This is a genomic window from Pseudomonas sp. EA_35y_Pfl2_R111, from assembly GCF_963970955.1.
In the GTDB taxonomy this organism is placed as follows: domain Bacteria; phylum Pseudomonadota; class Gammaproteobacteria; order Pseudomonadales; family Pseudomonadaceae; genus Aquipseudomonas.
This window is the reverse complement of record NZ_CAXAOM010000007.1, coordinates 91,287-114,450: the sequence shown is the minus strand read 5'-3', so window position 1 is coordinate 114,450 and position 23,164 is coordinate 91,287. Positions and strand designations below refer to the sequence as shown.

20 protein-coding genes are annotated in these 23,164 nt (G+C 59.2%); 10 read left to right on the top strand and 10 right to left on the bottom strand.

The genetic code is table 11. The features are described from left to right. Positions 1–7: 7 nt before the first annotated feature. On the bottom strand, positions 8–1,027 hold the full coding sequence (sohB, locus tag AACY25_RS20505) for a protease SohB (protein ID WP_339527176.1): 1,020 nt from the start codon (positions 1,025–1,027) through the stop codon (positions 8–10). Positions 1,028–1,237: 210 nt separating this feature from the next. On the opposite strand from sohB, the gene AACY25_RS20500 reads away from it, so the two are divergent. The 4 genes from AACY25_RS20500 to AACY25_RS20485 all read left to right on the top strand — a co-directional run bounded on the left by AACY25_RS20500 (position 1,238) and on the right by AACY25_RS20485 (position 4,475). Further along, positions 1,238–1,948, top strand: a complete 711-nt coding sequence (locus AACY25_RS20500; RefSeq protein ID WP_339527174.1) for a histidine phosphatase family protein — start codon at positions 1,238–1,240, stop codon at positions 1,946–1,948. A 59-nt stretch (positions 1,949–2,007) separates the two neighbouring features. Further along, positions 2,008–2,319: an SCP2 sterol-binding domain-containing protein gene (locus tag AACY25_RS20495; RefSeq protein ID WP_090255840.1), complete on the top strand. Its 312-nt coding sequence runs from the start codon at positions 2,008–2,010 to the stop codon at positions 2,317–2,319. Positions 2,320–2,602: 283 nt separating this feature from the next. Next, positions 2,603–3,670: a phosphotransferase family protein gene (locus AACY25_RS20490; RefSeq protein WP_339527173.1), complete on the top strand. Its 1,068-nt coding sequence runs from the start codon at positions 2,603–2,605 to the stop codon at positions 3,668–3,670. A gap of 37 nt (positions 3,671–3,707) precedes the next feature. After that, complete coding sequence (locus AACY25_RS20485) at positions 3,708–4,475, top strand: SDR family oxidoreductase (RefSeq protein ID WP_339527172.1); 768 nt, start codon at positions 3,708–3,710, stop codon at positions 4,473–4,475. 59 nt (positions 4,476–4,534) lie between these two features. Here the strand turns inward: AACY25_RS20485 and AACY25_RS20480 are convergent, their stop codons facing one another. Then, the gene (locus AACY25_RS20480; protein WP_339527171.1) at positions 4,535–5,182 is read right to left on the bottom strand and encodes a hypothetical protein; all 648 of its coding nucleotides are present in this window, start codon (positions 5,180–5,182) and stop codon (positions 4,535–4,537) included. Between the two features lie 102 nt (positions 5,183–5,284). Here AACY25_RS20480 and AACY25_RS20475 point away from each other — a divergent pair, with 102 nt between their 5' ends. Next, positions 5,285–6,070: a TSUP family transporter gene (locus tag AACY25_RS20475; protein WP_339527168.1), complete on the top strand. Its 786-nt coding sequence runs from the start codon at positions 5,285–5,287 to the stop codon at positions 6,068–6,070. On the opposite strand, the gene nudC is transcribed toward AACY25_RS20475, so the two are convergent. The 7 genes from nudC to AACY25_RS20440 all read right to left on the bottom strand — a co-directional run bounded on the left by nudC (position 6,038) and on the right by AACY25_RS20440 (position 14,277). After that, positions 6,038–6,865: an NAD(+) diphosphatase gene (nudC, locus tag AACY25_RS20470; RefSeq protein ID WP_339527165.1), complete on the bottom strand. Its 828-nt coding sequence runs from the start codon at positions 6,863–6,865 to the stop codon at positions 6,038–6,040. The genes AACY25_RS20475 and nudC overlap by 33 nt on opposite strands. Positions 6,866–6,867: 2 nt before the next feature. Continuing rightward, complete coding sequence (locus tag AACY25_RS20465; protein ID WP_339527162.1) at positions 6,868–8,547, bottom strand: ferrous iron transporter B; 1,680 nt, start codon at positions 8,545–8,547, stop codon at positions 6,868–6,870. A gap of 50 nt (positions 8,548–8,597) precedes the next feature. Next, positions 8,598–9,410, bottom strand: a complete 813-nt coding sequence (locus AACY25_RS20460; RefSeq protein WP_339527160.1) for a crotonase/enoyl-CoA hydratase family protein — start codon at positions 9,408–9,410, stop codon at positions 8,598–8,600. 240 nt (positions 9,411–9,650) lie between these two features. Then, the gene (locus AACY25_RS20455) at positions 9,651–11,909 is read right to left on the bottom strand and encodes an Orn/Lys/Arg decarboxylase N-terminal domain-containing protein (protein WP_339527158.1); all 2,259 of its coding nucleotides are present in this window, start codon (positions 11,907–11,909) and stop codon (positions 9,651–9,653) included. Positions 11,910–12,290: 381 nt separating this feature from the next. Then, positions 12,291–13,034 carry a DNA polymerase III subunit epsilon gene (dnaQ, locus tag AACY25_RS20450; RefSeq protein WP_339414059.1) on the bottom strand — a complete coding sequence of 248 codons (744 nt, stop codon included), beginning with the start codon at positions 13,032–13,034 and terminating at the stop codon, positions 12,291–12,293. Next, entirely contained in the window at positions 13,027–13,479 is a 453-nt protein-coding gene (gene rnhA / locus AACY25_RS20445; protein WP_339527156.1) for a ribonuclease HI, read from the bottom strand. Before rnhA ends, dnaQ begins: the two co-directional genes overlap by 8 nt. An 18-nt stretch (positions 13,480–13,497) precedes the next feature. Then, on the bottom strand, positions 13,498–14,277 hold the full coding sequence (locus AACY25_RS20440; protein ID WP_339527154.1) for a class I SAM-dependent methyltransferase: 780 nt from the start codon (positions 14,275–14,277) through the stop codon (positions 13,498–13,500). Between the two features lie 97 nt (positions 14,278–14,374). Here AACY25_RS20440 and gloB point away from each other — a divergent pair, with 97 nt between their 5' ends. Together gloB and AACY25_RS20430 are read left to right on the top strand one after the other, a co-directional pair. After that, positions 14,375–15,148, top strand: coding sequence for a hydroxyacylglutathione hydrolase (gene gloB, locus AACY25_RS20435; protein ID WP_339527151.1), 774 nt, complete (start codon positions 14,375–14,377; stop codon positions 15,146–15,148). A gap of 98 nt (positions 15,149–15,246) precedes the next feature. Then, on the top strand, positions 15,247–16,815 hold the full coding sequence (locus tag AACY25_RS20430; RefSeq protein WP_339527149.1) for a lytic transglycosylase domain-containing protein: 1,569 nt from the start codon (positions 15,247–15,249) through the stop codon (positions 16,813–16,815). On the opposite strand, the gene AACY25_RS20425 is transcribed toward AACY25_RS20430, so the two are convergent. Beyond that, positions 16,816–18,240: an HDOD domain-containing protein gene (locus tag AACY25_RS20425; RefSeq protein ID WP_339527147.1), complete on the bottom strand. Its 1,425-nt coding sequence runs from the start codon at positions 18,238–18,240 to the stop codon at positions 16,816–16,818. It abuts the gene before it with no gap. Positions 18,241–18,438: 198 nt separating this feature from the next. On the opposite strand from AACY25_RS20425, the gene AACY25_RS20420 reads away from it, so the two are divergent. The 3 genes from AACY25_RS20420 to AACY25_RS20410 are packed head-to-tail and all read left to right on the top strand — an operon-like array spanning position 18,439 to position 23,163. After that, positions 18,439–20,238 (top strand): extracellular solute-binding protein, encoded by a 1,800-nt coding sequence (locus AACY25_RS20420; protein WP_445262173.1) that lies wholly within the window; start codon positions 18,439–18,441, stop codon positions 20,236–20,238. Then, positions 20,235–22,088, top strand: a complete 1,854-nt coding sequence (locus tag AACY25_RS20415) for an extracellular solute-binding protein (protein WP_339527145.1) — start codon at positions 20,235–20,237, stop codon at positions 22,086–22,088. The genes AACY25_RS20420 and AACY25_RS20415 overlap by 4 nt, the downstream gene beginning before the upstream one ends. A gap of 1 nt (position 22,089) precedes the next feature. Next, a complete protein-coding gene (locus AACY25_RS20410; protein ID WP_275962623.1) occupies positions 22,090–23,163 on the top strand; it encodes a microcin C ABC transporter permease YejB in 1,074 nt (357 codons plus the stop codon). The last annotated feature ends 1 nt before the right edge of the window (position 23,164 follow it).

The window sequence follows — 23,164 nt, the reverse complement described above, 5'->3', positions numbered from 1 at the left end:
TAAATGGTTACCAGAAGCGCTGCTGATTCAAACGACTCAGCCAGTTCAGGACGAAACGGTCCAGCGCCACGCTGCCCGCCAGCCCGACGCGCTCCTGCAGGGTTTTTTTCTCGGCGTAGTGCAAATGAAACAGCTCAGCGCTCTTAGCGCGCTCTGCCAAATATTCGTCGCTGGTCTTCAGCTCATCGACCAGTTGCTTCTCCAGCGCCGTCAAGCCCAGCCAGACTTCGCCGGTGGCAATCTGGTCAATGTCCAGCTGCGGCCGATAGCGGGCAACAAAGCCCTTGAACAACTCATGGGTGGTTTCCAGGTCTTCCTGGAACTTCTCCCGGCCCTTCTCGGTGTTCTCGCCGAACACAGTCAGAGTGCGCTTGTACTCACCGGCCGTAAGCACTTCAAAATCGATGTCATGTTTTTTCAGCAGACGGTGCACGTTAGGCAGCTGAGCCACCACCCCAATCGAGCCGAGAATGGCAAAAGGTGCGGAGATAATCTTCTCGCCAATGCAGGCCATCATATAGCCGCCGCTGGCCGCGACTTTATCGATGCAGACAGTCAGCGGTACACCCGCCTGGCGGATACGCACCAGCTGCGAGGAAGCCAGGCCATAGCTGTGCACCATGCCGCCGCCGCTTTCCAGACGCAGCACCACTTCATCCTGCGGCGTGGCCATGGTCAGTAAAGCAGTGATTTCGTGGCGCAGGCTGTCGGTGGCCGAGGCCTTGATATCGCCGTCGAAGTCCAGCACATAGACGCGCGGTTTGTGGATGCCAGCCTTCTTATCCTGCTTGGCGGCCTTGGCTTCGGCTTTGCTCGCGGCTTTCAGTTGCTCCTTGTCGAGCACCGCGTGCTCCATGCGCTGATGCAGCTGCTTGAAGAAGTCATTGAGCTTGTTCACCTGCAGCTGACCAGTGCCCTGACGGCCCTTGCTACGCAGCGCGGCAATCGTCACCAGCACCACTAAAATGGCGACAACCAGGGTTACTGTCTTGGCCAGAAAGCCGATGTACTCTGCAAAAAACTCCACGTATTTCCCCTTGTCCCAATGGCAGCACGTGCACATTGGCCGCGCTGAATAGTGCCCAAGCATACCGAGGCCATGGATTCGCGGCCAGCAAGCAAGGCCTGGACATTCAGCGGATTCGCGCAATTCAAACAAGCGTATGTTTTTACGTTGACAGCTCTTGAGCTTCCTCATACCCTCGCGAAACTTTCAACGTACCGGAATCGAGCGGACGTGGGCAGCATCTACCTGATTCGACATGGCCAAGCCTCCTTCGGTGCAGACGATTACGATGTGCTATCGCCCATCGGAATTCGCCAGGCCGAAGTGCTGGGCGCACACCTCGCGCAACTCGGCACGCGCATTGATCGTAGCGTCAGTGGTGACCTGCGCCGCCAGCAGCACACGGCCAATAGCGCCTTGCAGCCACTGCATGAGGCTGGCCTTGCCATACCACAGCTGGACATTGACGCAGCCTTTAATGAGTTCGATGCCGACGCGGTGATCCGCAGCCTACTGCCGGAGATGCTTAGCGAAGAACCTGAAGCCCTGCACATCCTGCGCAATGGCGCGCAAAACCGCGCTGAATTTCAGCGTCTATTTGCCAAGCTGATTGGCCGCTGGCTTTCCGGTGAATACGACACGCCGGAGCTGCAAAGCTGGCAGGGCTTCGTCGAGCAGGTTCAGGGCGGCCTCACCCGTCTACTGGAGCAGGCCGACAGCAAACAGAACATTGCCGTATTCACCTCCGGCGGCACTATTACCGCCCTGCTACACCTGATTACCGGCGTTGCGCCTGCACAAGCTTTCGAGCTGAACTGGCAAATTGTTAACACCTCACTAAGCTGCCTGAAGTTTCGCGGCAGCCAAGTGAGCCTGGCTTCCTTCAACAGCCATGTGCATTTGCAGCTGTTGAAGGCGCCGGAGCTCATCACTTATCGCTGAGCTGCGGCCCACTGCACCCATCAAGGGCGCTAGAAAAACCTGAGAAAAAGGAAGAAACCATGAGCGTTGCAGACATCGTCAATACCATGCAGTCCAAATTCAACGCCGGTGCCGCTGCAGGCCTGGATCTGGTGTTCCAATTCAACATCGAAGACGGCGAAAACTATGCGCTGATCGTCAAAGACGGCACCTGCGCCGTTGAGAAAGGCGACAACGCCAACGCCAACGTGACCCTGATCATGGACACCGAAACCTTGAAAGGCATCACCAGCGGCGAAACCGACGGTATGCAAGCGTTCATGTCCGGCAAACTGCGCGCCGAAGGCGACATGATGCTGGCCATGAAACTGGGCGAGCTGTTCCCGGTTTAAGCGTCAAGGCAACGAAGATACAAAACAAACCGGAGTCCTCGACTCCGGTTTTTTTATGGCCGCCATCCATGGCGGCCACCCTGCAGGCCGTCGCCACGCGACGTTAACACTGGCTCCCGACCATTGTTTTATGGCTAAAAACTAAGCTTGAATGACCAATCAGGCAGCTTGATTGGGTAGCAACACGCCCGCCTATAACGGCGGGTAATCCTTGTGAGCCGTAGGTTGCAGCATTAGATTAGCTAATTATCTTAGGCACCCATCATAAGCAGAAGGGATAAACATGGCGCTTACTGACCAGTCCACCCGAATCCGCGAAGGCGAAGAACTCGACGCCGCGGTCATCGACCAGTACCTCAAGGCGCATATCCCCAGTCTGACGGGCGAGCCACGCATCAGCCAGTTCCCCGGCGGCGCCTCGAACCTGACCTACCTGCTCGAATACCCAGACAAAGAATTTGTGCTGCGCCGTCCGCCTTTTGGTCATAAGGCTAAATCCGCCCACGACATGGGTCGCGAGTACCGCATCCTCAATCAGCTCAACGCCGGCTTCCCCTATTGCCCAAAAGCCTACGTGCATTGCACCGACGAGTCGGTGATCGGTGCCGAGTTCTATGTCATGGAACGAGTCAACGGCATCATCCTGCGTTCGGACATGCCGGCCGAGCTGAACTTCAGCGCCGAGCAGACTCGCGAGCTGTGCAAGAGTTTTATCGACAAAATGGTCGAACTGCACAACGTCGACTATCAGGCCTGCGGCCTGGGCGACCTGGGTAAGCCCGAAGGTTATGTGCAACGGCAGATCGCTGGCTGGAGTGATCGCTACGACAAGGCCCTGACCCCCGACGCGCCGCTGTGGGAGCCGGTCAAGGCCTGGCTCAAGGACAAGATGCCTGCCGATCACCACAAGCCTGGTATCGTGCACAACGATTACCGCTTCGATAACGTGATCCTCAATCCACAGAATCCGAGCCAGATTATCGGCGTACTGGACTGGGAACTGACCACCATCGGCGACCCGCTGATGGACCTGGGCAACACCCTCGCCTACTGGATCGAAGCCGGCGATTCCGCACCGATCCAGATGATGCGCCGCCAGCCAAGCAACGCGCCGGGCATGCTCACCCGTCAGCAGTTCGCGGACTATTACGCCGACCGCTCGGGCATCGAGATCAAGAGCATCGACTTCTACTACACCTACGGCCTGTTCCGCCTGGCCGGCATCGTGCAGCAGATCTACTACCGCTACTTCCATGGCCAGACTCAGGACAAACGCTTCGCGCAGTTCATTCACATGAACAAGCTGCTGGAGCAGATGAGCCTGCAGGTCATTAATAAATCGCAGCTGTAAACGGCCGAACAGGCCCCAAAAATAGGAAAGAAAAGCCATGTCCAAGACCCAACTGTTCGACCTCGACGGCAAGATCGCTTTCGTCTCCGGCGCCAGCCGTGGCATCGGTGAAGCCATCGCCAAACTGCTGGCCCAGCAAGGCGCTCACGTGATCGTCTCGAGCCGCAAGATCGACGACTGCCAGAAAGTTGCCGACGCGATCATCGCCGACGGCGGAAAGGCCACCGCGGTGGCCTGCCATATCGGCGAGATGGAACAGATCCGCAGCGTCTTCGCGCAGATCAAAGAGCAGTTCGGCCGCCTCGACATCCTGGTCAACAACGCCGCCACCAACCCGCAGTTCTGCAACGTACTAGACACCGACCTGGGCGCGTTTCAGAAGACTGTCGATGTGAATATCCGTGGCTACTACTTTATGTCCATCGAAGGCGGCAAGCTGATGAAGGCCAACGGTGGTGGCAGCATCATCAACGTCGCGTCGATCAACGGCGTTTCGCCCGGCGAATTCCAGGGCATCTATTCGGTGACCAAGGCTGCGGTGATCAGCATGACCAAGGTCTTCGCCAAGGAATGCGCGCAGTTCGGCATTCGCTGCAACGCCCTGCTGCCGGGTCTGACCGACACCAAGTTCGCCTCGGCGCTGGTGAAGAACGATGCCATTCTCAACCTCGCGTTGCAGCGCATCCCGCTCAAGCGCGTAGCAGACCCAAGCGAAATGGCCGGCACCGTGCTGTACCTGGCGAGCGATGCGTCCAGCTACACCACAGGCGTAGCGCTGAACGTGGATGGCGGCTTCCTCTCTTAAGAAAAACCTGCCCCATAAAAAAGGCGACCTAGGGTCGCCTTTTTTACATCCACAGAAATTTACTGCCAGTCTTTCAACGCCTGCTTGGCCGCCGGGTTCATCGGCTCTGCTAGCAAACCCGCGGGCGTCAAGTTGATGCTGTACACCGCTTCGTCAGCCAGCGGCAGGTAAGTCACCCGGTGCGCCTGTGGATCGAAGATAAACAGGTCATGCTGGCCCAGCCGCAGCCAGCGCCAGAGATCGATGCCGTAAGGGCTGCGCGCCAGTTCGACACGGGTGTGCTGCGCCAGGCTCTGCTGCTCGATGGAAAGGAAACGCCCCGAGAGCTTTTCCAGGCGATAACCCGGCTGCAAACCAATCAATGCCGCCAGGCCCTTCCATTGCAGAAAGCGCGCATCCAGCTGCCAGAGATCGCCTTCCATGGTCAGCGTGCGCTCACGACCGCCCTCCAGCACACTGACTCGATAGAGCGGGCCGTCAGCCTTGAAGCTCAGCGTGGCCAGCGGTTTTCCTTCAGGGATTGGTGCATAGCTGCGCAAATCGTTGGCCAGCAGGCCAATCAGCGCCGCCAGGGCAAGAAATGCCAGGCCGCAGGTGCCACGCAACCAACCAAGAAACCACTGCCGATTGAACAGAATGCGCGCCGCAACAAACGCTGCCAGTAACGCCAGCAATGCCATTGCCCATGCCAGTCCGCCGTATTGCATTGCTGTGCATTCCTTATGCTTGAAATTGCCGGCATTATGCGCAGCTACCTGGCTGGCGAACAGCCAGAGAACACCACAATTAGACACAGGACGTGTTTTTTAATGGCTTTCCCGTTTGAGCTCAGTGTTGATCTAAGCACTTTGGCGATTCTCGCCCTGGTCGCGTTTATTGCCGGCTTTATCGATGCAATTGCCGGCGGTGGGGGCTTGCTCACCATTCCCGCACTGCTGACTGCCGGTCTGCCGCCGCACCTGGCCCTGGGCACTAACAAACTCAGCTCGACCTTTGGCGCGGCCGCCGCGAGCTACACCTTCTACCGGCGCAAACTGTTTGACCCCAGCCAATGGCGCAACGCATTGATTGGTACAGCTGTCGGCGCCCTGCTGGGCGCCGCCATGGCGCAATGGCTGCCTTCAGAGTGGTTGAACCAGCTGTTACCGGCCGTGGTATTTGCTTGCGGCCTGTACCTGCTGTTTGGCAAAACCCCAGCCGCTCCACTGCTCGCCGAGGCGCCGATTGCCAAAGGCAGGCAATGGCCACAGAGCCTCAGCCTGGGTTTCTATGATGGGGTGGCAGGCCCAGGCACTGGCGCTTTCTGGACAGTCAGCAGCCTGCTGCTTTACCCGCTTGATTTGGTCAAAGCCAGCGGCGTGGCCCGCAGCATGAATTTCGTTAGCAATATCTGCGCGCTAACGGTGTTCATAATCAGCGGGCAAGTGGCCTGGCTGCTGGGCATATGCATGGGGTTGGCGCTAATGGTCGGCGCGTTTCTCGGCGCGCGCACGGCGATCAAGGGCGGTTCGAAGTTTATCCGCCCGGTATTTATTCTGGTGGTACTGGCGTTGACCGTGCGCCTAGCCTGGCAGCACTGGTTCGGGCTGGCCTAAGCGGCGCGCCACATAGACGTCGATCAGGTAACGGGCAATCGAACGCGAAGCCGGCAACGGCGGCAGGTCATGCACGCTGAACCACTGGGCATCCTCGATTTCATCGACCTGCATAACGATATCGCCCGAAGCGTATTCGGCATGAAAGCCCAGCATCAGTGAATGCGGGAATGGCCAGCCTTGGCTGCCCAGGTACTGCAGGCTGCTGATCTCGACCCCAACCTCTTCGCGTACCTCACGGACCACGCAATGCTCCACCGACTCACCCGCTTCGACGAAGCCGGCCAGGGTGCTGTAGACCCCGGCAACAAAGCGCGGCGAGCGCGCCAGAAGAATCTCATCACCGCGGGTGACCAGCACGATCATGCTTGGTGAAAGCCGAGGGTAATGCTGCAGCTCGCAGCGCACGCAGTGCATCGCGCGCTCACCCGCAATATGCTGCATCGCCCCACCGCAGCTGCCACAGAAGCGGTGCTGGCTGGCCCAGGTGCCAATCTGCGTGGCATAGCTGAGCAACTTGAAGGTATCGGCATCGCCCTGCAGCATAAACTGGCGCAGGCTCTGCCAAGCGCAGCCAGGCATGTCGAACGGCTGACTCAGTTCCAGCAGGTAGATCGCATCACCATCAAAATGGCCGAGGCCGTGCTCAGCAATGATTGGCAAATCCTGCTTCTTCAGCCATTCACGGGGAAACAGCACACCATTGCTGTCCGCTAGAAAGTGCTGCTTGCAGTGCGCGACCACCCAGCCACCGGGTTGCTGGCTGTCGAGCAGCGTGGCTTGCCAACGTTGCATGCTCAAGCCCCCAGCGGCATGCCCAGGGCTCGCACGCTTTCCGCAGCAAGATCAAGCACGCTTGGCTGGGTTTCCGGACGCATCACCGCCCCGGCCTCGAGGTAGTACTCAAGACTACTGAGAGCATCAGCCAAGGTTTCCAGCATCTGTTCGGACGGCATTTGCGGCGCATCGAACATATGCTGCTGGATGTAATCGGCGCAGGCACCGACTAATAATGCGGCGCGTTCTTGACCGAGGAACCACAGCCCACCGCGAACGGCTTGTAGGCTGAACGGCACGTTGGATAGGTGCATACGATCACCACCCGACTCCAGGTATGCGGTAATTGCACGCTTGGCTAACGCCAGGCCAGCCTGGGCCTCATCGACGACGACTATGCGTGCCTCGTTGAGTTGATGCAGGGCGAACGACTCAGCCTCATCACCCGGTTTAGCCTGGGCAGGCCGCGCTTCACGGCGCTCGCCACGCTCCAGGCTGGCGACCATACCTTCGACGTACAGCACAGCATCGGCCAGCTTGTGCAACTCCTCCGGTGCGGGGGCGCTTTCTTCGCTCCAGTTGGCAACGGTTTGCAGCTGGGCATTAAGGGAGTTGCCGGCCGAACTCAGGCCGACCATGCCAAGGGTCTTGCTCAACTTTCCGAGCAAGGCATGCAAGCTATTGAGGCTATCGCTTTGCAACGTCCCGCGCTCGATCAGGTCAAGCATGTCCTTGACGCTATTAAGCTCTTCACGGATTGCCGAGCTCAGCGAGCGCATGACGGCCTGCCCCGGGCCAGCGAGGCGCTGGTATTCCTCTTCCAACAAGTGATCGGTAAAGGGTAACGGCGTCAGGCCAAATACTTCACTCAGGGCTGCCGCCTGCGGGCCACGGGCATCTGCCAGGGCCACCAGATAGAGCAACTCTTTGAGCAGACCGCGGGGCGCTTCGTACTGTCCATTGGCGAGCATCTGCTTGAGTTCGCGATCAATCCGCGAGAACAGCTGTTTACGCGACTTGCGCGCCAGTAGCTGGCCATCGACCTGCGCCTCAACGGCCGCCGCACCAACCCAGCACAGGCGACCGCGCGGTTCGTTGGCAAACAGGCTATCGAGACGGGTCAGTGCGCGGCCCATCAGCTTGAGGCTGGCCTGCGGATTCTGCTCACGGATAAAGCCCAGCAACCCCACCTGATACATATGCCGCAGACGACGCCCTTCATTTTCACGCGCGGCACCATCAACCGATGGCGGCGCGGTACGCGGGCGAGCGTGGTCAAGGCGCACGCTAAAAAAGAAGCTTTCCGGCAAGGCTGGCTGACCGCCCGCTTGCCGCAGGTCGTTGATTGCCGGCAGCAGCAGCTCCGGCATTTCCTGGCGATGTGCTTCAACGTTTTCCAGGTAACGACGCAGTACGTGCAGCGCGTTGCTCAGGGCAGAAAGCTGCACATCGCGTTCTTCACCGGCGCCTGCGGGAATATCGGTGGCCTGATCCAGCACTTCCTGGGCCAGCAACTCGGCACCGGCCAGTTCAATCAGGTTCAGTGTGCCGCGTACCTGATGCAGGTTTTCCACGGCCTGTTGCAGCAGGCTGCCATTGTGACGGTCGGCGATAAAGTGTTCGAGGCTCGACTCTGCCTCTTCCATGGTGGTGAACAGTTCATCGCGCACCAAATTAAGCGACGTGGCTCCAGAAACCATGAGCTATTGCGCCTCCCGCGTCGGCAATAAAAACAGGTGGAAGGACAGCATCAGTCAGCGAACTCCGGTTTCTGCTTGCTCATATGAGCCGTCATGGCCACCCGCAGATCCGCCGATTGCAGCATGGCGGCGTTCCAGGTGGCGATATATTCCAAGCCGTCATCGACCCGGTGATCACGCATGTAGCGAAGCATTTCCTTGGTGCCGCGAATCGCCACCGGCGACTTGCTAGCAATCTCACGGGCGATGCCCATCACGCCATCAAGCAAGGCATCAGTATCGGCATAGGTACGGTTGACCAGGCCAATGCTACGCGCCTCTTCACCATCGATGGTGCGGCCGGTAAAGGCCAGCTCGCGCATCATGCCGTCACCAATAATGCGCGGCAGGCGCTGCAATGTGCCAACGTCGGCGGCCATACCAATGTCGATTTCCTTGATCGAGAACTGCGCATCAGCCGTCGAATACCGCATGTCACAGGCCGAGATCAGATCAATCGCGCCACCCAGGCAATAGCCCTGAATGGCCGCGAGAACCGGCTTGCGGCAGTTGTCGACGGCATTGAACGAGGCTTGCAGTTCAAGAATCTTGCGCCGCAATTTTTCGGCATTGCGGCCGACATCCGGACCCAGTTGGCTGCCAACCGAGGCCAGCATCATCAGGTCGATGCCTGAGGAGAAGTGTTTGCCTGCACCGGAGATCACCACTGCGCGCACTTCATCAGTGTCATCGGCCCAGCGGAAAATCTCGATGATTTCGCGCCAGAAGTCCGCGTTCATCGCGTTGACTTTCTCCGGGCGATTGATCACCACATGGGCGACCTTATCTGCCAACACGACATTAAAGGCTTTGTAGTCGGACACGGCAGTCATCCTCAGCTGGGGTGCAAGCGCACAATGAAAATTTTCTTATGCTAAAAATCGAGCAACTATAACAACCAACCGACAAATGTCGATGCTGGTCACTGTGACGTAGAACACGTCATCAAAGTTAAGCTCAATTTTGACTTATCGGCGATAAGCGCTTGATCTACTGAGAAACACTGGCGGAAAGCCGGTGAACAACACCGGCGCCGCCAGATAAAGCCGCAGGCCAGGACGGAATCAGGCCTTGATGCAGTCCACGGTGTAGATCCCTTCTTCACGCTGCAGTCCATGCACATCGGCATCGAAGCCGGGGAAGCTGCGGTCAAACGTGCGGGCAAAGGCCAGGTAATCGATGATCGAGCGCGTCTGCGCGGTAAAACGCTCGCCCGGCATAATCAGCGGAATACCTGGCGGATATGGCACAAGCATCACGGCGGCAATTCGACCTTCCAACTGCTCAATCGGCACCGCCTCTACCTCGCCGCGCACTAACTGGTTATAGGCATCAGCAGGTTTGATTGCCACTTCTGGCAGCACGGTGTACATGCGCTTTAGCGCCTTGGCCGTGGCATTCTCGCGGTAGCAAGCATGCAAGGAATCGCACAAATCGCGCAGCCCCATACCCTGATAGAAGGTCTTGCCCTCCTGGGCAATCGAAGGCAGTACATCGCTCAATGGCAGGTTGGCGTCATAGCTGCGTTTGAATTCCAGCAGCTCGGTCAGCAGCGTGCTCCATTTGCCCTTGGTAATGCCCATGGAGAACAACACCAGGAAGGAATACAACCCGGTTTTCTCCACCACCAGGCCGCGCTCCCAAAGGAACTTGCTGACCACAGCGGCCGGAATGCCGCGCGCGTCCAGCTTGCCATCGGCGGTCAGCCCCGGGGTCACCAGGGTCACCTTGATCGGGTCGAGCAGCACATAATCTTCGGCCACATCGCCAAAGCCGTGCCAATCGGCTTGCGGCTGCAGCAGCCAATCCTGAGTAACCACATCATCGGTGCCTTCGGCCTTGGCAGGCTGCCAAATACTGAACCACCAATCATCAGCGCTGAGGTTCTGCCGCAGATTGGCCAGGGCACGACGGAAGCTCAGCGCTTCATCAAACGTTTCCTGAATCAGCGAGCGGCCCGCCGGGCCTTCCATCATCGCCGAAGCCACGTCCAGCGAGGCGATGATGCCGTACTGCGGCGAGGTGGAGATGTGCATCATAAAGGCTTCGTTGAAGCGATCCCGATCCAGTTGGCGCGCACCGCCATCTTGCACATGGATCATCGAGGCCTGACTGAACGCGGCCAGCAGTTTGTGGGTGGAATGGGTGGTAAATACCAGCGGCGCGTCTTCGGTGCGCGCGGTGCCCATGCCGTAACGCCCGGCGTAAAACTCGTGGAACGCCGCATAGGCGTACCAGGCTTCGTCGAAATGCAGCACTTCGACGCTATTGCCCAGGGTCTGCTTGATCAGCTCGGCGTTGTAGCAGAGGCCGTCGTAGGTCGAGTTGGTCACCACCACCAGTTTGACCATCGCCCCGCTAGCGCTCGGCACACGACCACGGGCAAGCGGACTGGCATCAATCTTCGCCTGAATCGACTCACGGCTGAATTCGCTCAGCGGAATCGGCCCGATAATTCCCAGTTCGTTACGCTCTGGGCACAGGTACAGCGGGATCGCGCCGGTCATGATGATCGAATGCAGGATCGACTTGTGGCAGTTGCGATCCACCAGCACCAAGTCGTCGCGGCCGACCATGCTGTGCCAAACGATCTTGTTGGCAGTCGAGGTGCCGTTGATCACGAAATAGGTGTGATCGGCACCGAAGTTGCGCGCGGCACGGGCTTCTGCTTCAGCCAATGGGCCGGTGTGATCGAGCAGCGAGCCGAGTTCCGGCACCGACACCGAGAGATCCGAGCGCAGGGTGTTTTCCCCGAAGAACTGGTGAAACGCCTGCCCCACCGGGCTCTTGCGATAGGCCACGCCGCCGCCATGACCCGGTGTGTGCCAGGAATAGTTGGACTGCGCAGTGTGCTGCACAAGCGCCTTGAAAAATGGCGGCAGCAGACAATCCAAATAATTGCGTGCGGCGCGGGCCACCTGGCGGGCGAGGAACGGCACGGTGTCTTCGAACAAATAGAGAATGCCGCGCAGCTGGTTGAGATCGACCATGGCCTCGGCCGGTGCGTTCTCGATGGTCACCTGTTCGCCCAAGGCGAAAATCGGCAGCTGCGGTGCGCGGCGGCGAGCGATGCGAATCAGCTCGACCATGTCCTGCAGCAGGTTCTTGTTTTCACCCGCACCTTCAGCGGCGACCAGAATGCAGGCCAGACCGTGGTGCGTAGAGGCCACGATGCGCCCCTCGGCGGAGCTGGCGGTGGAAAGAATGCTGAAGCCGTCCTGCTCCAGTTCTTGGGCGATGGCGCGTACCCGGTCACCGGCCACGGTATCGGCCTTGATGTCACGGTGCACGATCAGGACGGGGAACTTGAGGTCTTTATACATTGTGGCGTCCCTGAGAGTGACAGGCTGAACCTGCCTATCGCCTCAGGGTAGAGGCTGGCTCCGCCAGGCGGAACCCCCCTCTGCGTGACGCTGTACGAAAAGGTCGCGAGTGGATAACTCGTTAGGGTCTGTTACCGTTTCAGCGCGGCCGCGCCGGAGCCTGTTTTAGCGCGAGGTAAGGCACGAGACGCGAAGTTTGGTGTTCCAAATGAGCGTCGAGAAACGCCGCATCGCGCTAAAACAGTCCCGACCCTTCGGGTTGCGCGCAAAATCTCGCCATGCGGTGTTGTGATACTTCCATTCCCTGCGTCCCACGCCTAGCCTGGCGAGATTTTGCGCGGCAACGCGGCTCGCGATGAAACGGCAACACACCCTAGGCTCTCAGGCCTCAGCCGTGGGCTGCTCCATCTGCACCCAGAGCGGCGGCGCGCCAGCGGACTTTTCGATAATCGCCAGACGCGCTGCATGCTCGGCAAGCTCGGCAGCACTGGCCTGAATCACGCGTGTACGCGCGCGCTCAGCAGGCAGGCGGCGGATCGCACTAGGTTGCTGACGGCCATTGCTGTCGCCTTCCGAGCCATCGCCTGCCAGGGACAGATTGGTCTGCCCGCCGGTCATGGTCAGGTAGACGTCAGCAAGAATCTCGGCGTCGAGCAAGGCGCCGTGCAGGTCACGGCCGGAGTTGTCGACGCCATAGCGTTTGCACAGGGCGTCGAGGTTGTTGCGCTGCCCCGGGTGGCGCTCGCGGGCCATCATCAGGGTGTCAAGGATTGAGCAGTGCTCGCTGATATCGGCGCGGTCGTCCTGCTTGATCAGCGCGAATTCGTTGTTGATAAAGCCAACGTCGAACGCCGCGTTGTGGATGATCAACTGTGCGCCTTTGATGAACTCGAAGAACTCATCAGCGACTTCCTTGAAGCGCGGTTTGTCTTTCAGCGCCTCATTAGTGATGCCGTGGACAGCGATTGCACCTTCATCGATCTCGCGATCTGGCTGCAGATAAACGTGAAAATGCCGCCCGGTCAGGCGCCGGCCGATCAGCTCTACACAACCGATTTCGATGACCCGATGACCATCGGCCACCGGCATACCCGTGGTTTCAGTATCCAGAACCACACTACGCATGCTTCAACCCTCTTATTTCATCCACACCGCGATTGGCCAATTGGTCGGCGCGCTCGTTACCCGGATGACCGGTATGGCCGCGCACCCATTGCCACGTCACCTCATGACGATTGACCTGTTCGTCCAGCGCCTGCCATAGATCGGCGTTCTTCACGGGCTCTTTGGCGGCGGTTTTCCAGCCGCGCTTCTTCCAGTTCGGCATCCACTCCTGGATACCCTTCATCACATATTGCGAGTCGGTAATCAGGCGTACCGAACAAGGCCGAGTCAGCGCGATCAGGGCACAGATCGCTGCCATCAGCTCCATGCGATTATTCGTGGTGTTGGGCTCACCGCCCCACAGCTCCTTCTCCACACCCTTGCAAATCAACAAAGCGCCCCAGCCACCGACGCCAGGGTTACCCTTGCAGGCACCATCGGTGTAGATCTCGACCTGTTCACTCATGTATCTGCAATCTCTCGCTCAATTAATCGGCCGATGCTGTTCATCTGACGTTTCGCGCCGGCTGACTTTGGCCACGGGCATGGGGATCAACTTGCCAACAGCCTGCCGGCTGGGTTGGCGTAAGGGCCGCAGCCCCACCACCAGTTTGCGGGCTACCAGCACGTAAAAACCGCCACCGGGTGGCTGCCAGGCCGCGCCCAGTCGCTCCAACCCAGCCAGCCGCGTTTGCCAGGCCGGCGCAGAAAGCGGCGGACGATAGCACCCGAAGCGGCGTTTCTCCAGCGCGAAGCCCAGCAGGTGCAACCAGTCGCTGACCCGGTTGGATGCAATACAGCGGGCCTGGCGCAGCGCGTCGCGGGTATACAGATGACGCAGCCCCCAACTGCTCACCGGGTTGATGCCAACGATCAGCAGATGACCGCCCGGGCGCACACTACGCGCCGCCTCACGTAGCAGGCCGTGGGGCGACAGACTGAAATCCAGGCCATGCTGCAACACCACCACGTCGGCGGCATGTTCGGTCAGCGGCCAGGAATGCTCCTCACAAACAATCTCCACGCCCTTAAACGGTGCCCCCAGGCGCACGCTGCGCTGAATCTGCTGGGCATCCGGCGGCGTGTCGGCAGCTGGGCCGTAATGCACCAGGTAGCCACCGAAGAAGCGCGCCAGCTCTTCCTCTAACAGCTGCCGTTCCTGCTCTAGCAGCAACTGACCGAGCGGGCCGCTCAGCCAACTGCGCGCCGCAGCGATAAGATCGAGCCAATCACTGTCGGCGAGGGCAAATGGATGATCGGACATAAAGACTGCTCCCGTTTCATTCACCGCGGCACCCAAGTAGTCAGCGCCGCCGATGACACCTAAGATGCACCTTTGTGCCCTGCTTAGCGACCCGCTCATGATTAAAATCGACGCCTTACCTGCATTCTCCGACAACTATATATGGCTGCTGCAAGACGCAGCACAGCGCCGCTGCGCGGTTGTAGACCCCGGTGATGCCGCACCGGTCGAGGCCTGGCTGGCGGCTAACCCCGACTGGCAGTTGAGCGACATTTTGATCACCCATCACCATTTCGATCACGTCGGTGGGGTTGAACGACTGAAGGCGATTACCGGTGCGCGGGTACTGGGCCCAGCCAACGAAAAGATCCCTGCCCGAGATGTGGCGCTGCGCGACGGCGACCAAACAGAAGTGCTGGGCCAGCGTTTCGATATCTACGAAGTGCCCGGGCATACCTTGGGGCATATCGCCTATATCCAGCCCGAACAGCACTGGCTGTTCTGTGGCGATACACTGTTTGCTGGCGGCTGTGGCCGCCTGTTTGAGGGCAGCCCCGAGCAGATGTACAACTCGCTAAACCGTCTGGCCGCCCTTCCCGAACAGACTCAGGTGTTCTGCGCCCATGAGTACACCCTGAGCAATCTGCGCTTTGCGGTAGCCGCGGAGCCGGGCAATCCTGAAATCCAACAACGCCTGGCGCAGGTCAGCCAATGGCGTGAAGCTGGGCAGATCAGCCTGCCATCATCGATTGGCCTGGAGCGTGCCACCAATCCTTTTTTGCGCAGCGCACAACCGTCGGTCGGCGCCCGGATCAGCGAACGCGAGGGGGCTGCAAACCGCTCACCAGCGCAGGTTTTTGCCGCACTACGCGCTTGGAAGGACCATTTCTAAACCTCGACAACCACACAAAAGGCTGGTTAAAACTTGACCAGGGGCAGACTGGTTCCTAGAATCGCCCGACCTTTTCGCCGGGAAGCACATCGCCGCCAATGCCCTTATCACCACGCAAACCCTTGAATTTAAAGGCATTGGCACAAAGCGCTCAGACGCTTGTGGTGATCATGTGCGTAACCCTGGCCGGTTGCCAGACCAGCAACCAATACCGCCCTGACAGCGGCCGCGATACCGACCGCGCGGTCGGTCTTGAGCAAGAGCCAGAATGGCTCGACAGCAGCGCGGTGGCGCCCCCCGAAGAGCCGAAAGATATCTGGGAGCGGGTGCGCAACGGCTATCAGTTGCAGGACACCATCACCCTCAACCCGCGTATCGAGCAGCAACGCCTGTGGTTCGTCAGCAACCCCTCGTTTATCGAGAAAGCCGGCGAGCGCAGCAGCCCCTATATCCATTTCATCGTTGAGCGCCTGGAACAGCGCAATATGCCCATGGAGCTGGCGCTGCTGCCGATGATCGAAAGCTCCTACAACCCGCTGGCTTACTCTCATGCTCATGCCGTTGGGCTGTGGCAGTTCATCCCCTCGACGGGCCGCAGCTTCAACTTGCGCCAAACCAACTGGTATGACGGCCGCCGCGATGTGATGGCCTCAACCGATGCGGCAATCAGCTACCTGACCCGCCTCAAGGAAATGTTCAACGGCGACTGGCTACTGGCCCTGGCGGCGTATAACGCCGGTGAAGGCCGCGTCAGCAGGGCGATTGAGCGCAACCAGAAACTCGGCCTGCCGACCGACTACTGGAACCTCACGCTGCCGGTGGAAACCCAGAATTACGTGCCCAAGCTGCTGGCCCTCTCGCAAGTAGTGATGACGCCGCAAGCCTATGGCGTCAGCCTTAACCCGATTGCCAACGAGCCGTACTTCGAGAAGGTTGAATTTAAGCAACGCATGGACCTCGCCCGCGTCGCGGCCATGGCCGACCTGGATGAAGATGAGCTGTACCTGCTCAACCCCGCATTCAAGAAAGGCATAACCCTGGACGGACCGCAGCATTTGCTGGTGCCCACCGACAAGGCGGAGCTGCTGACCGCCAACCTGTCATTGATGAAGCCGCAGGAGCTGGTGGACTGGCAGCAATATCGAGTGCGCTCAGGCGATAGCCTGCATAGCATCGCCAACCGTCATCAGCTGACCGTGAACACCCTGAAAGACATCAACAAGCTGTCGAGCAACAACCTGAGCATTGGCCAGCTGCTCAGTATTCCCGCGCAACCCGGTGTAGTGGCGCACGAACCGGTCTTCCAGCGCAGCGTGGCACCTAGTGCTGCGAGCCTTACCTACCGGGTAAAAAGCGGCGACAACCTCTGGCAGATCGCCAAGAACCACAAGGTTGCCGTCAAGGATGTACAGCGCTGGAACAAGCTCTCCGGCAACAGCCTGCGGGTCGGTCAGGTGCTCACCTTGCAAGCCGGCAGACCTAGCAGTGGCGGGAATGGTAGTGCCGCCCGGCAGAGCGCGACCTATTACAAGGTGCGCCAGGGCGATTCGCTGTACCTGATTGCCAAACGCTTCAAGGTGCCGATGAAAAGCCTGCAGAACTGGAACCCGAAAGCCGGCAAAGCGCTCAAGCCAGGGCAGACCCTGACCCTGTATAGCCTTAACTGATCAGGCCTTTTTACTCATCGCCTCCAGGCAGCGCCCTGTCAGCTGGGTAAAGCGCTGAAAGGCGACAAACTGCTCGTGCTTCAATGCCCGCCCCGATACTCGACTGTCGGCATACAGCAAGCCAATTTCCCGGGTGCCGGCCAACAGCGGTGCAATAAAGAACATGCCCTGCCCCAGGCGCTGGCGAATCGGCTGAGTGACTAGCTCATTGAGGTTGTAACTGGCCGGCACGCCCATCCATAAGGCTTCTTTATTGCGCAGCGCGTAACTGAAAATATGCGGCTGCTCGTGCTGCGCCACAGGCAAAACGAAATCTTGGCTCCAACTCGCGGTTCCCTCACCAATCACCCGCTTGGCGCGAAAGCAGCTCTGCCCATCCGCCAGCACCACCAGCATGATGCGCTCCAGCCCGGCGCCTTGATGCAGCCCTTTGAACAAGGTGTCGAGCACCAGACCAAGATCGGCGCGGCGCGAGACCATCAACCCGAGATCCTGCAACGCCTGCTGCAAAATCAGCAGATTGGGTTGCAGCAAGCGCGCCTTGCGCTGCTCCTGCTGCAAGCGAATCTGTTCCGGATCGGTATTAGGAATCAGCTTGCACAGCTGACTCGCACCGAAGGTCGCGGCCATTTTCACGGTCTCCTCGGCACTAGCCAGAACTTGCTGCATGGCCTCCTGCGGTGTCACTCCGATAAAACTCGCCAGTTGCCCGACCAGCGCTTCCATAGCTGGAGTATCCCAGCCGTCCAGCGCCGCCTGACTGATCTTCGCTCCCAGGGTTACCGCTTTGACGGCCGGATCATTCTGACTGGTCGATTGATGTGCGAGGCTGACTGTGTCGCCCAGGTTCCAACTTTTTACCAGCGCCAGGCTTAGTTGGCGAAAACTGGTGCCCAGCTGTTGCATCACCACTTCATCTTCATCAACACCTGGCTGAGCCAGCGCACTGGCCAGATCATCCGCCGCATCACCGCCGCAGCCCCAGAACGCCAGCTCACCGACGTTATGCAGCAAGGCGGCGATAAACACTTCCTCATCATTCTTAGTCAGCACGTAGCCGGCGATATTGCGCGCTTGCACGGCGGCATGAAACGAGCGCGCCAGCAGTTCGGCAAGCTGATCGCGTGAGCTGCGCGCCAGCAGGCCATCGATAAGGCTGACCGACAGGCCAATCTGCCGCACGTTATCGAAGCCGATCAACACGATGGCCCGGGAAATCGTGCGGATGGGTTCCTGAGAGGGGTTGTAATACACACTATTGCCGATACGCAGCACCTTGGTGGTCAAGGCCGCATCGCGTAGCAGCACATCTGCCAGTTGCTGCACAGACGATTTGTCGCCCAGGGTCAAACGATGCAGGTCCTGCACCACAGCGGCCAGGGCGGGTAATTCGGCTTGGTTGAAGCGATCAATCCATGACTGCAAACCATGGCAAGCTGTTACCAAAGTGGCGTCCTCATATTCTAGTGATTTCAGTGTAGTCAAAGTGCCGCTATCGGCTGCTGCGGAGCCTACCCTTTTTCCAGCCGATACAAGCTGTTAATGTGCCTGACCAGCAGCCCACAAGACGCCACGGATCGGATATTTCACTTGATACGTCCCCTCCTCCCGTTACTTTTCTGCATGGCCATCAGTTCATCTGCCTGGGCCACTCTGTATAAAAGCCACGGTTATGCCCAGTTTGGCGAATTGAAGTATCCCGCGAGCTTCACCCACTTCGCCTGGGTCAACCCGGAAGCCCCCAAAGGCGGCACGCTACGGATGATGGCCAACGGCACGTTCGACACGCTCAACCCCTACACCCTAAAGGGCAGCAGCCCGATCAGCACCGCCAATTTCCTGCAGTACGGAGTCAACGAGCTCAACGCGCCGTTGATGGTCGGCACCGGCGCCTATGACCCTTCCGGTGACGAGCCGGCCTCCAGCTATGGTTTGATCGCCGAATCGCTGGAATACAGCGATGACCGCAGCTGGGTGGTGTTCAACCTGCGTCCCGAAGCACGCTTCCACGACGGCAAGCCGATCACCGCCTATGACGTCGCCTTCTCCTACCGCCTGCTGCTCAAAGAAGGCCACCCGCAATACCGCACCAATCTTCAGGAAGTAAAACGGGTCGATATTCTCAATCGTCACAGCGTCCGCTTTGTTCTCAAACGCGCCGGTAATTCCTTGCTGATCCTGCGCCTCGGTGAATTACCGGTGCTGCCGCAGCACTACTGGAAAGACCGCGACTTCAAGGCCACCACCTATGAACCGCCGCTGGGCAGCGGGCCCTACCGCATTACTCAGGTCAGCCCAGGACGCAGCCTGAGGTTCGAGCGGGTCAAGGACTGGTGGGGCGCGAAACTGCCGGTCAACCGCGGCAAGTACAATTTCGACCGGGTCGACGTGGAGTTCTACCGCGACAGCCATGTGGCTTTCGAGGCGTTCAAGGCCGGTGAGTTCGACATTTATATCGAGCAACAAGCAAAGAACTGGGCCAACGGCTACCGTTTCCCGGCATTGAGCCGTGGAGAAGTCGTCAAAGCGGAAATCCCGCACCAGATTCCTACCCAGACCCAGGCGCTGTTTATGAACACTCGCCGCGCGGTATTTGCCGACCGCCAGGTGCGTGAAGCGCTGGGCCTGATGTTCGACTTTGAGTGGGCCAACCGCGCCCTGTTCAACAGTTCCTACACCCGCGCCAAAAGCTACTACCCCAATAGCGAGTTCTCGGCGCGTGGCAAGCCGGAAGGCGCGGAATGGCTGCTGCTCTCGCCCTACCGCAAGCAGTTGCAGGCGCGCCTGTTCAGCGAGCCTTTCAGCATGCCGCAGACCGATGGCCGGGGTATCCCGCGGGAAACCTTGCGCCGCGCCCTCGGTCTATTGGCCGAAGCCGGCTGGAAGCCATCCGGCCAATACCTGCTCAACAGTGACGGGCAGCCGCTGCGCTTCGAAATATTGCTAGTCAATCCCAACCTTGAACGTATTCTCCAGCCATTTACCGACAACCTTGCCAGCATTGGCATACAAGCCAACCTGCGCACCGTCGACCGCGCCCAGTACAAGCAGCGCCTCGATCAATACGATTTCGACATGATTCTGCTGACCCTGCCGCAAACCCTCAGCCCAGGGCTTGAACAATCGCAGTATTTCCACTCGTCCCAAGCCAAGATCAAAGGCGGTAGAAACTACGCCGGAGTCACCCATCCGGTGGTCGATGCAATGATTGAAAAACTGCTGTCAGCGCAGAGCCGTGACGAGCAGATTGCCGCCACCCGCGCCCTCGACCGGGTCCTGTTGTGGCAGCACTACAGCATCCCGAACTGGTATATCGACTACCACCGCCTGGCTTACCGCAACCGATTTGCCTTCGTCACCACGCCGCCCTACACCCTGGGCCTGCGTACCTGGTGGCTGAAATCCATGGAGAACGCTGAATGACCCATGCATTGCGCGCCCTGTTTATCCACGTCAGCAGCATTGCCCTGCTTGGTGTCGCCAGCCTGGCACTGGCCGTCCCCAAGCACGCACAAACCTTGTATGACGAACCGCCCAAGTACCCGGCTGACTTCAAGCACTTCGAGTACGTCAACCCGGATGCACCCAAAGGCGGCACCCTACGCCAGGCCGGTTTTGGCGGCTTCGACAGCCTCAACCCGTTTATCAACAAGGGCGTGCCGGCCGACGACATCGGCGTGATCTACGACACCCTCACCCGCCATAGCCTGGACGAACCCTTTACCGAGTACGGCCTGCTTGCCGAGAAAATCGAGAAAGCGCCAGACAATGCCTGGGTACGCTTCTACCTGCGTCCCGAGGCACGCTTTCACGATGGCCAACCGGTGACCGCCGAAGACGTCAAATTCAGCTTCGATACCTTGATGAGCAAAGGCGCGCCGATGTACCGCGGCTACTACGCCGATGTCGACAAGGTCGAGGTTGAAAGCCCTCACCGGGTACGTTTTATCTTCAAGCAGGCCGGCAACCGCGAGCTGCCATTGATCGTCGGACAGCTGCCGGTGCTGCCAAAACACTGGTGGGCAGAGCGTGACTTCAGCAAAGGCAACCTCGACGTGCCGCTGGGCAGTGGCCCCTACAGGGTTGCGGACGTGCAGGCCGGCCGCTCGATCCGCTATGAGCGGGTCAAAGACTGGTGGGGCAAGGACCTGCCGGTCAATCGCGGCTTCTACAATTTCGACACCCTGGAAATCGACTACTACCGCGATAACACCGTCGCACTCGAAGCACTCAAAGCCGGGCAATTCGATTATTGGCTGGAAACCAGCGCAAAGAACTGGGCCACCGCCTACAACACCCCCGCGGTTGCCAACGGTCAGCTGATCAAGGAAGAGATTGCCAATCACAACCCCACGGGCATGCAGGGCTTTATCTTCAACACCCGCCGCCCGTTGTTCACTGACCGCCGCGTGCGTGAAGCCATGGGCCTGCTGTTTGATTTCGAATGGGCCAATCGCCAGTTGTTCAACGGTGCCTATACTCGCACCCGCAGTTACTTCGACAACTCCGAGCTGGCCTCCGTCGGCCTACCGTCGGCAGATGAGTTGAAGCTGCTGGAGCCATTGCGCGCGCAGGTTCCACCCCAGGTATTTACCGACGAATATCAGCCTTCGGTGACTGATGGCAGCGGCATTATTCGTGAGCAGCAACGCCGCGCATACCAGTTGTTTCAGGAGGCCGGCTGGCGCGTGGACGGCGATAAGATGCTCGACAGCACGGGCAAGCCGGTGAGCTTCGAGTTCCTGCTGGCGCAAACCGAATTCGAACGCATCCTGCTGCCATTCAAGCGCAACCTGGCGGATCTGGGTATTGAGCTAGTAATCCGCCGCGTTGACGTTTCCCAGTACATCAACCGCCTGCGTTCGCGCGACTTTGATCTGATCGTCGGTGGCTTTGGTCAGTCCAACTCGCCCGGTAACGAGCAGCGCGAATACTGGCACTCCAGCAGCGCCGACAATCCTGGCAGCCGCAACTTTATCGGTCTGAAAGACCCGGCGGTGGACAAGCTGGTTGAGGGCCTGATCAACGCCGACTCGCGCAAGAGCCTGATCACCCATACCCGCGCCCTCGACCGCGTGCTGCTGTGGGGCCATTACGTGGTGCCCAACTGGCATATCAAGACCTGGCGCGTGGCCTACTGGAACCGCTTCGAGCACCCCAAAGTCACCCCGCAATACGATATAGGCCTGCACACCTGGTGGGCCCGGGCAAAATCACCTGAAGCGGCGGCCGACGAAGCTGCCGCGCAGAACACTGCCGACGTGGAGCAATAAGATGCTGGCGTATATCTTTCGTCGGCTGCTGCTGATCATCCCAACGCTGTTCGGCATTCTGCTGATCAACTTCATCATCATCCAGGCCGCCCCAGGTGGCCCGGTCGAGCAGATGATCGCCAAGCTGGAAGGCTTTGACGGCGCGACCAGCCGGATTGCCGGCGGTGGTGCCGAAGTCTCAGTGGCTGGTTCAAACTACCGTGGCGCCCAGGGCCTCGACCCCGAGCTGGTGGCGGAAATTGAGCGCATGTACGGCTTCGATAAATCCGCCCCAGAACGCTTCTGGCTGATGCTCAAAAGCTACGCGCAGCTGGACTTTGGCTCGAGCTTCTTTCGCGATGCCGAGGTCATCGACCTGATCATAGAAAAGATGCCAGTGTCGATCTCCCTGGGGCTGTGGAGCACGCTAATCATGTACCTGGTGTCGATTCCGCTGGGCATCGCCAAGGCCACCCGCCACGGCAGCGCCTTTGACGTCTGGACCAGCTCACTGATCATCGTCGGCTACGCCATCCCCGCCTTCCTCTTCGCCATTTTGCTGATCGTACTGTTTGCCGGCGGCAGTTACTGGGACTGGTTCCCGCTGCGCGGGCTGACCTCGAACAACTTCGATGAACTGAGCTTTACCGGCAAGCTGCTCGACTACTTCTGGCACCTGGCGCTGCCCGTTACCGCCCTGGTAATCGGCAACTTCGCCACCCTGACGCTGCTGACCAAAAACAGCTTTCTCGATGAGATCAACAAACAATACGTGGTCACAGCCCGGGCCAAGGGCCTGAGCAACAACCGCGTGTTGTATGGCCATGTGTTCCGCAACGCCATGCTGATCATCATTGCCGGCTTCCCAGCGGCCTTTATCGGCATCTTCTTTACCGGCTCCCTGCTGATCGAGGTGATCTTCTCCCTCGACGGCTTGGGCCTGATGAGTTTTGAGGCCGCGATCAACCGCGATTATCCGGTGGTGTTCGGCACCCTGTTTATCTTCACGTTGCTGGGCCTGGTGGTGAAATTGATCGGCGACATTACCTATACCCTGGTCGATCCGCGTATCGACTTCGAAAGCCGGGAGGGTTGAG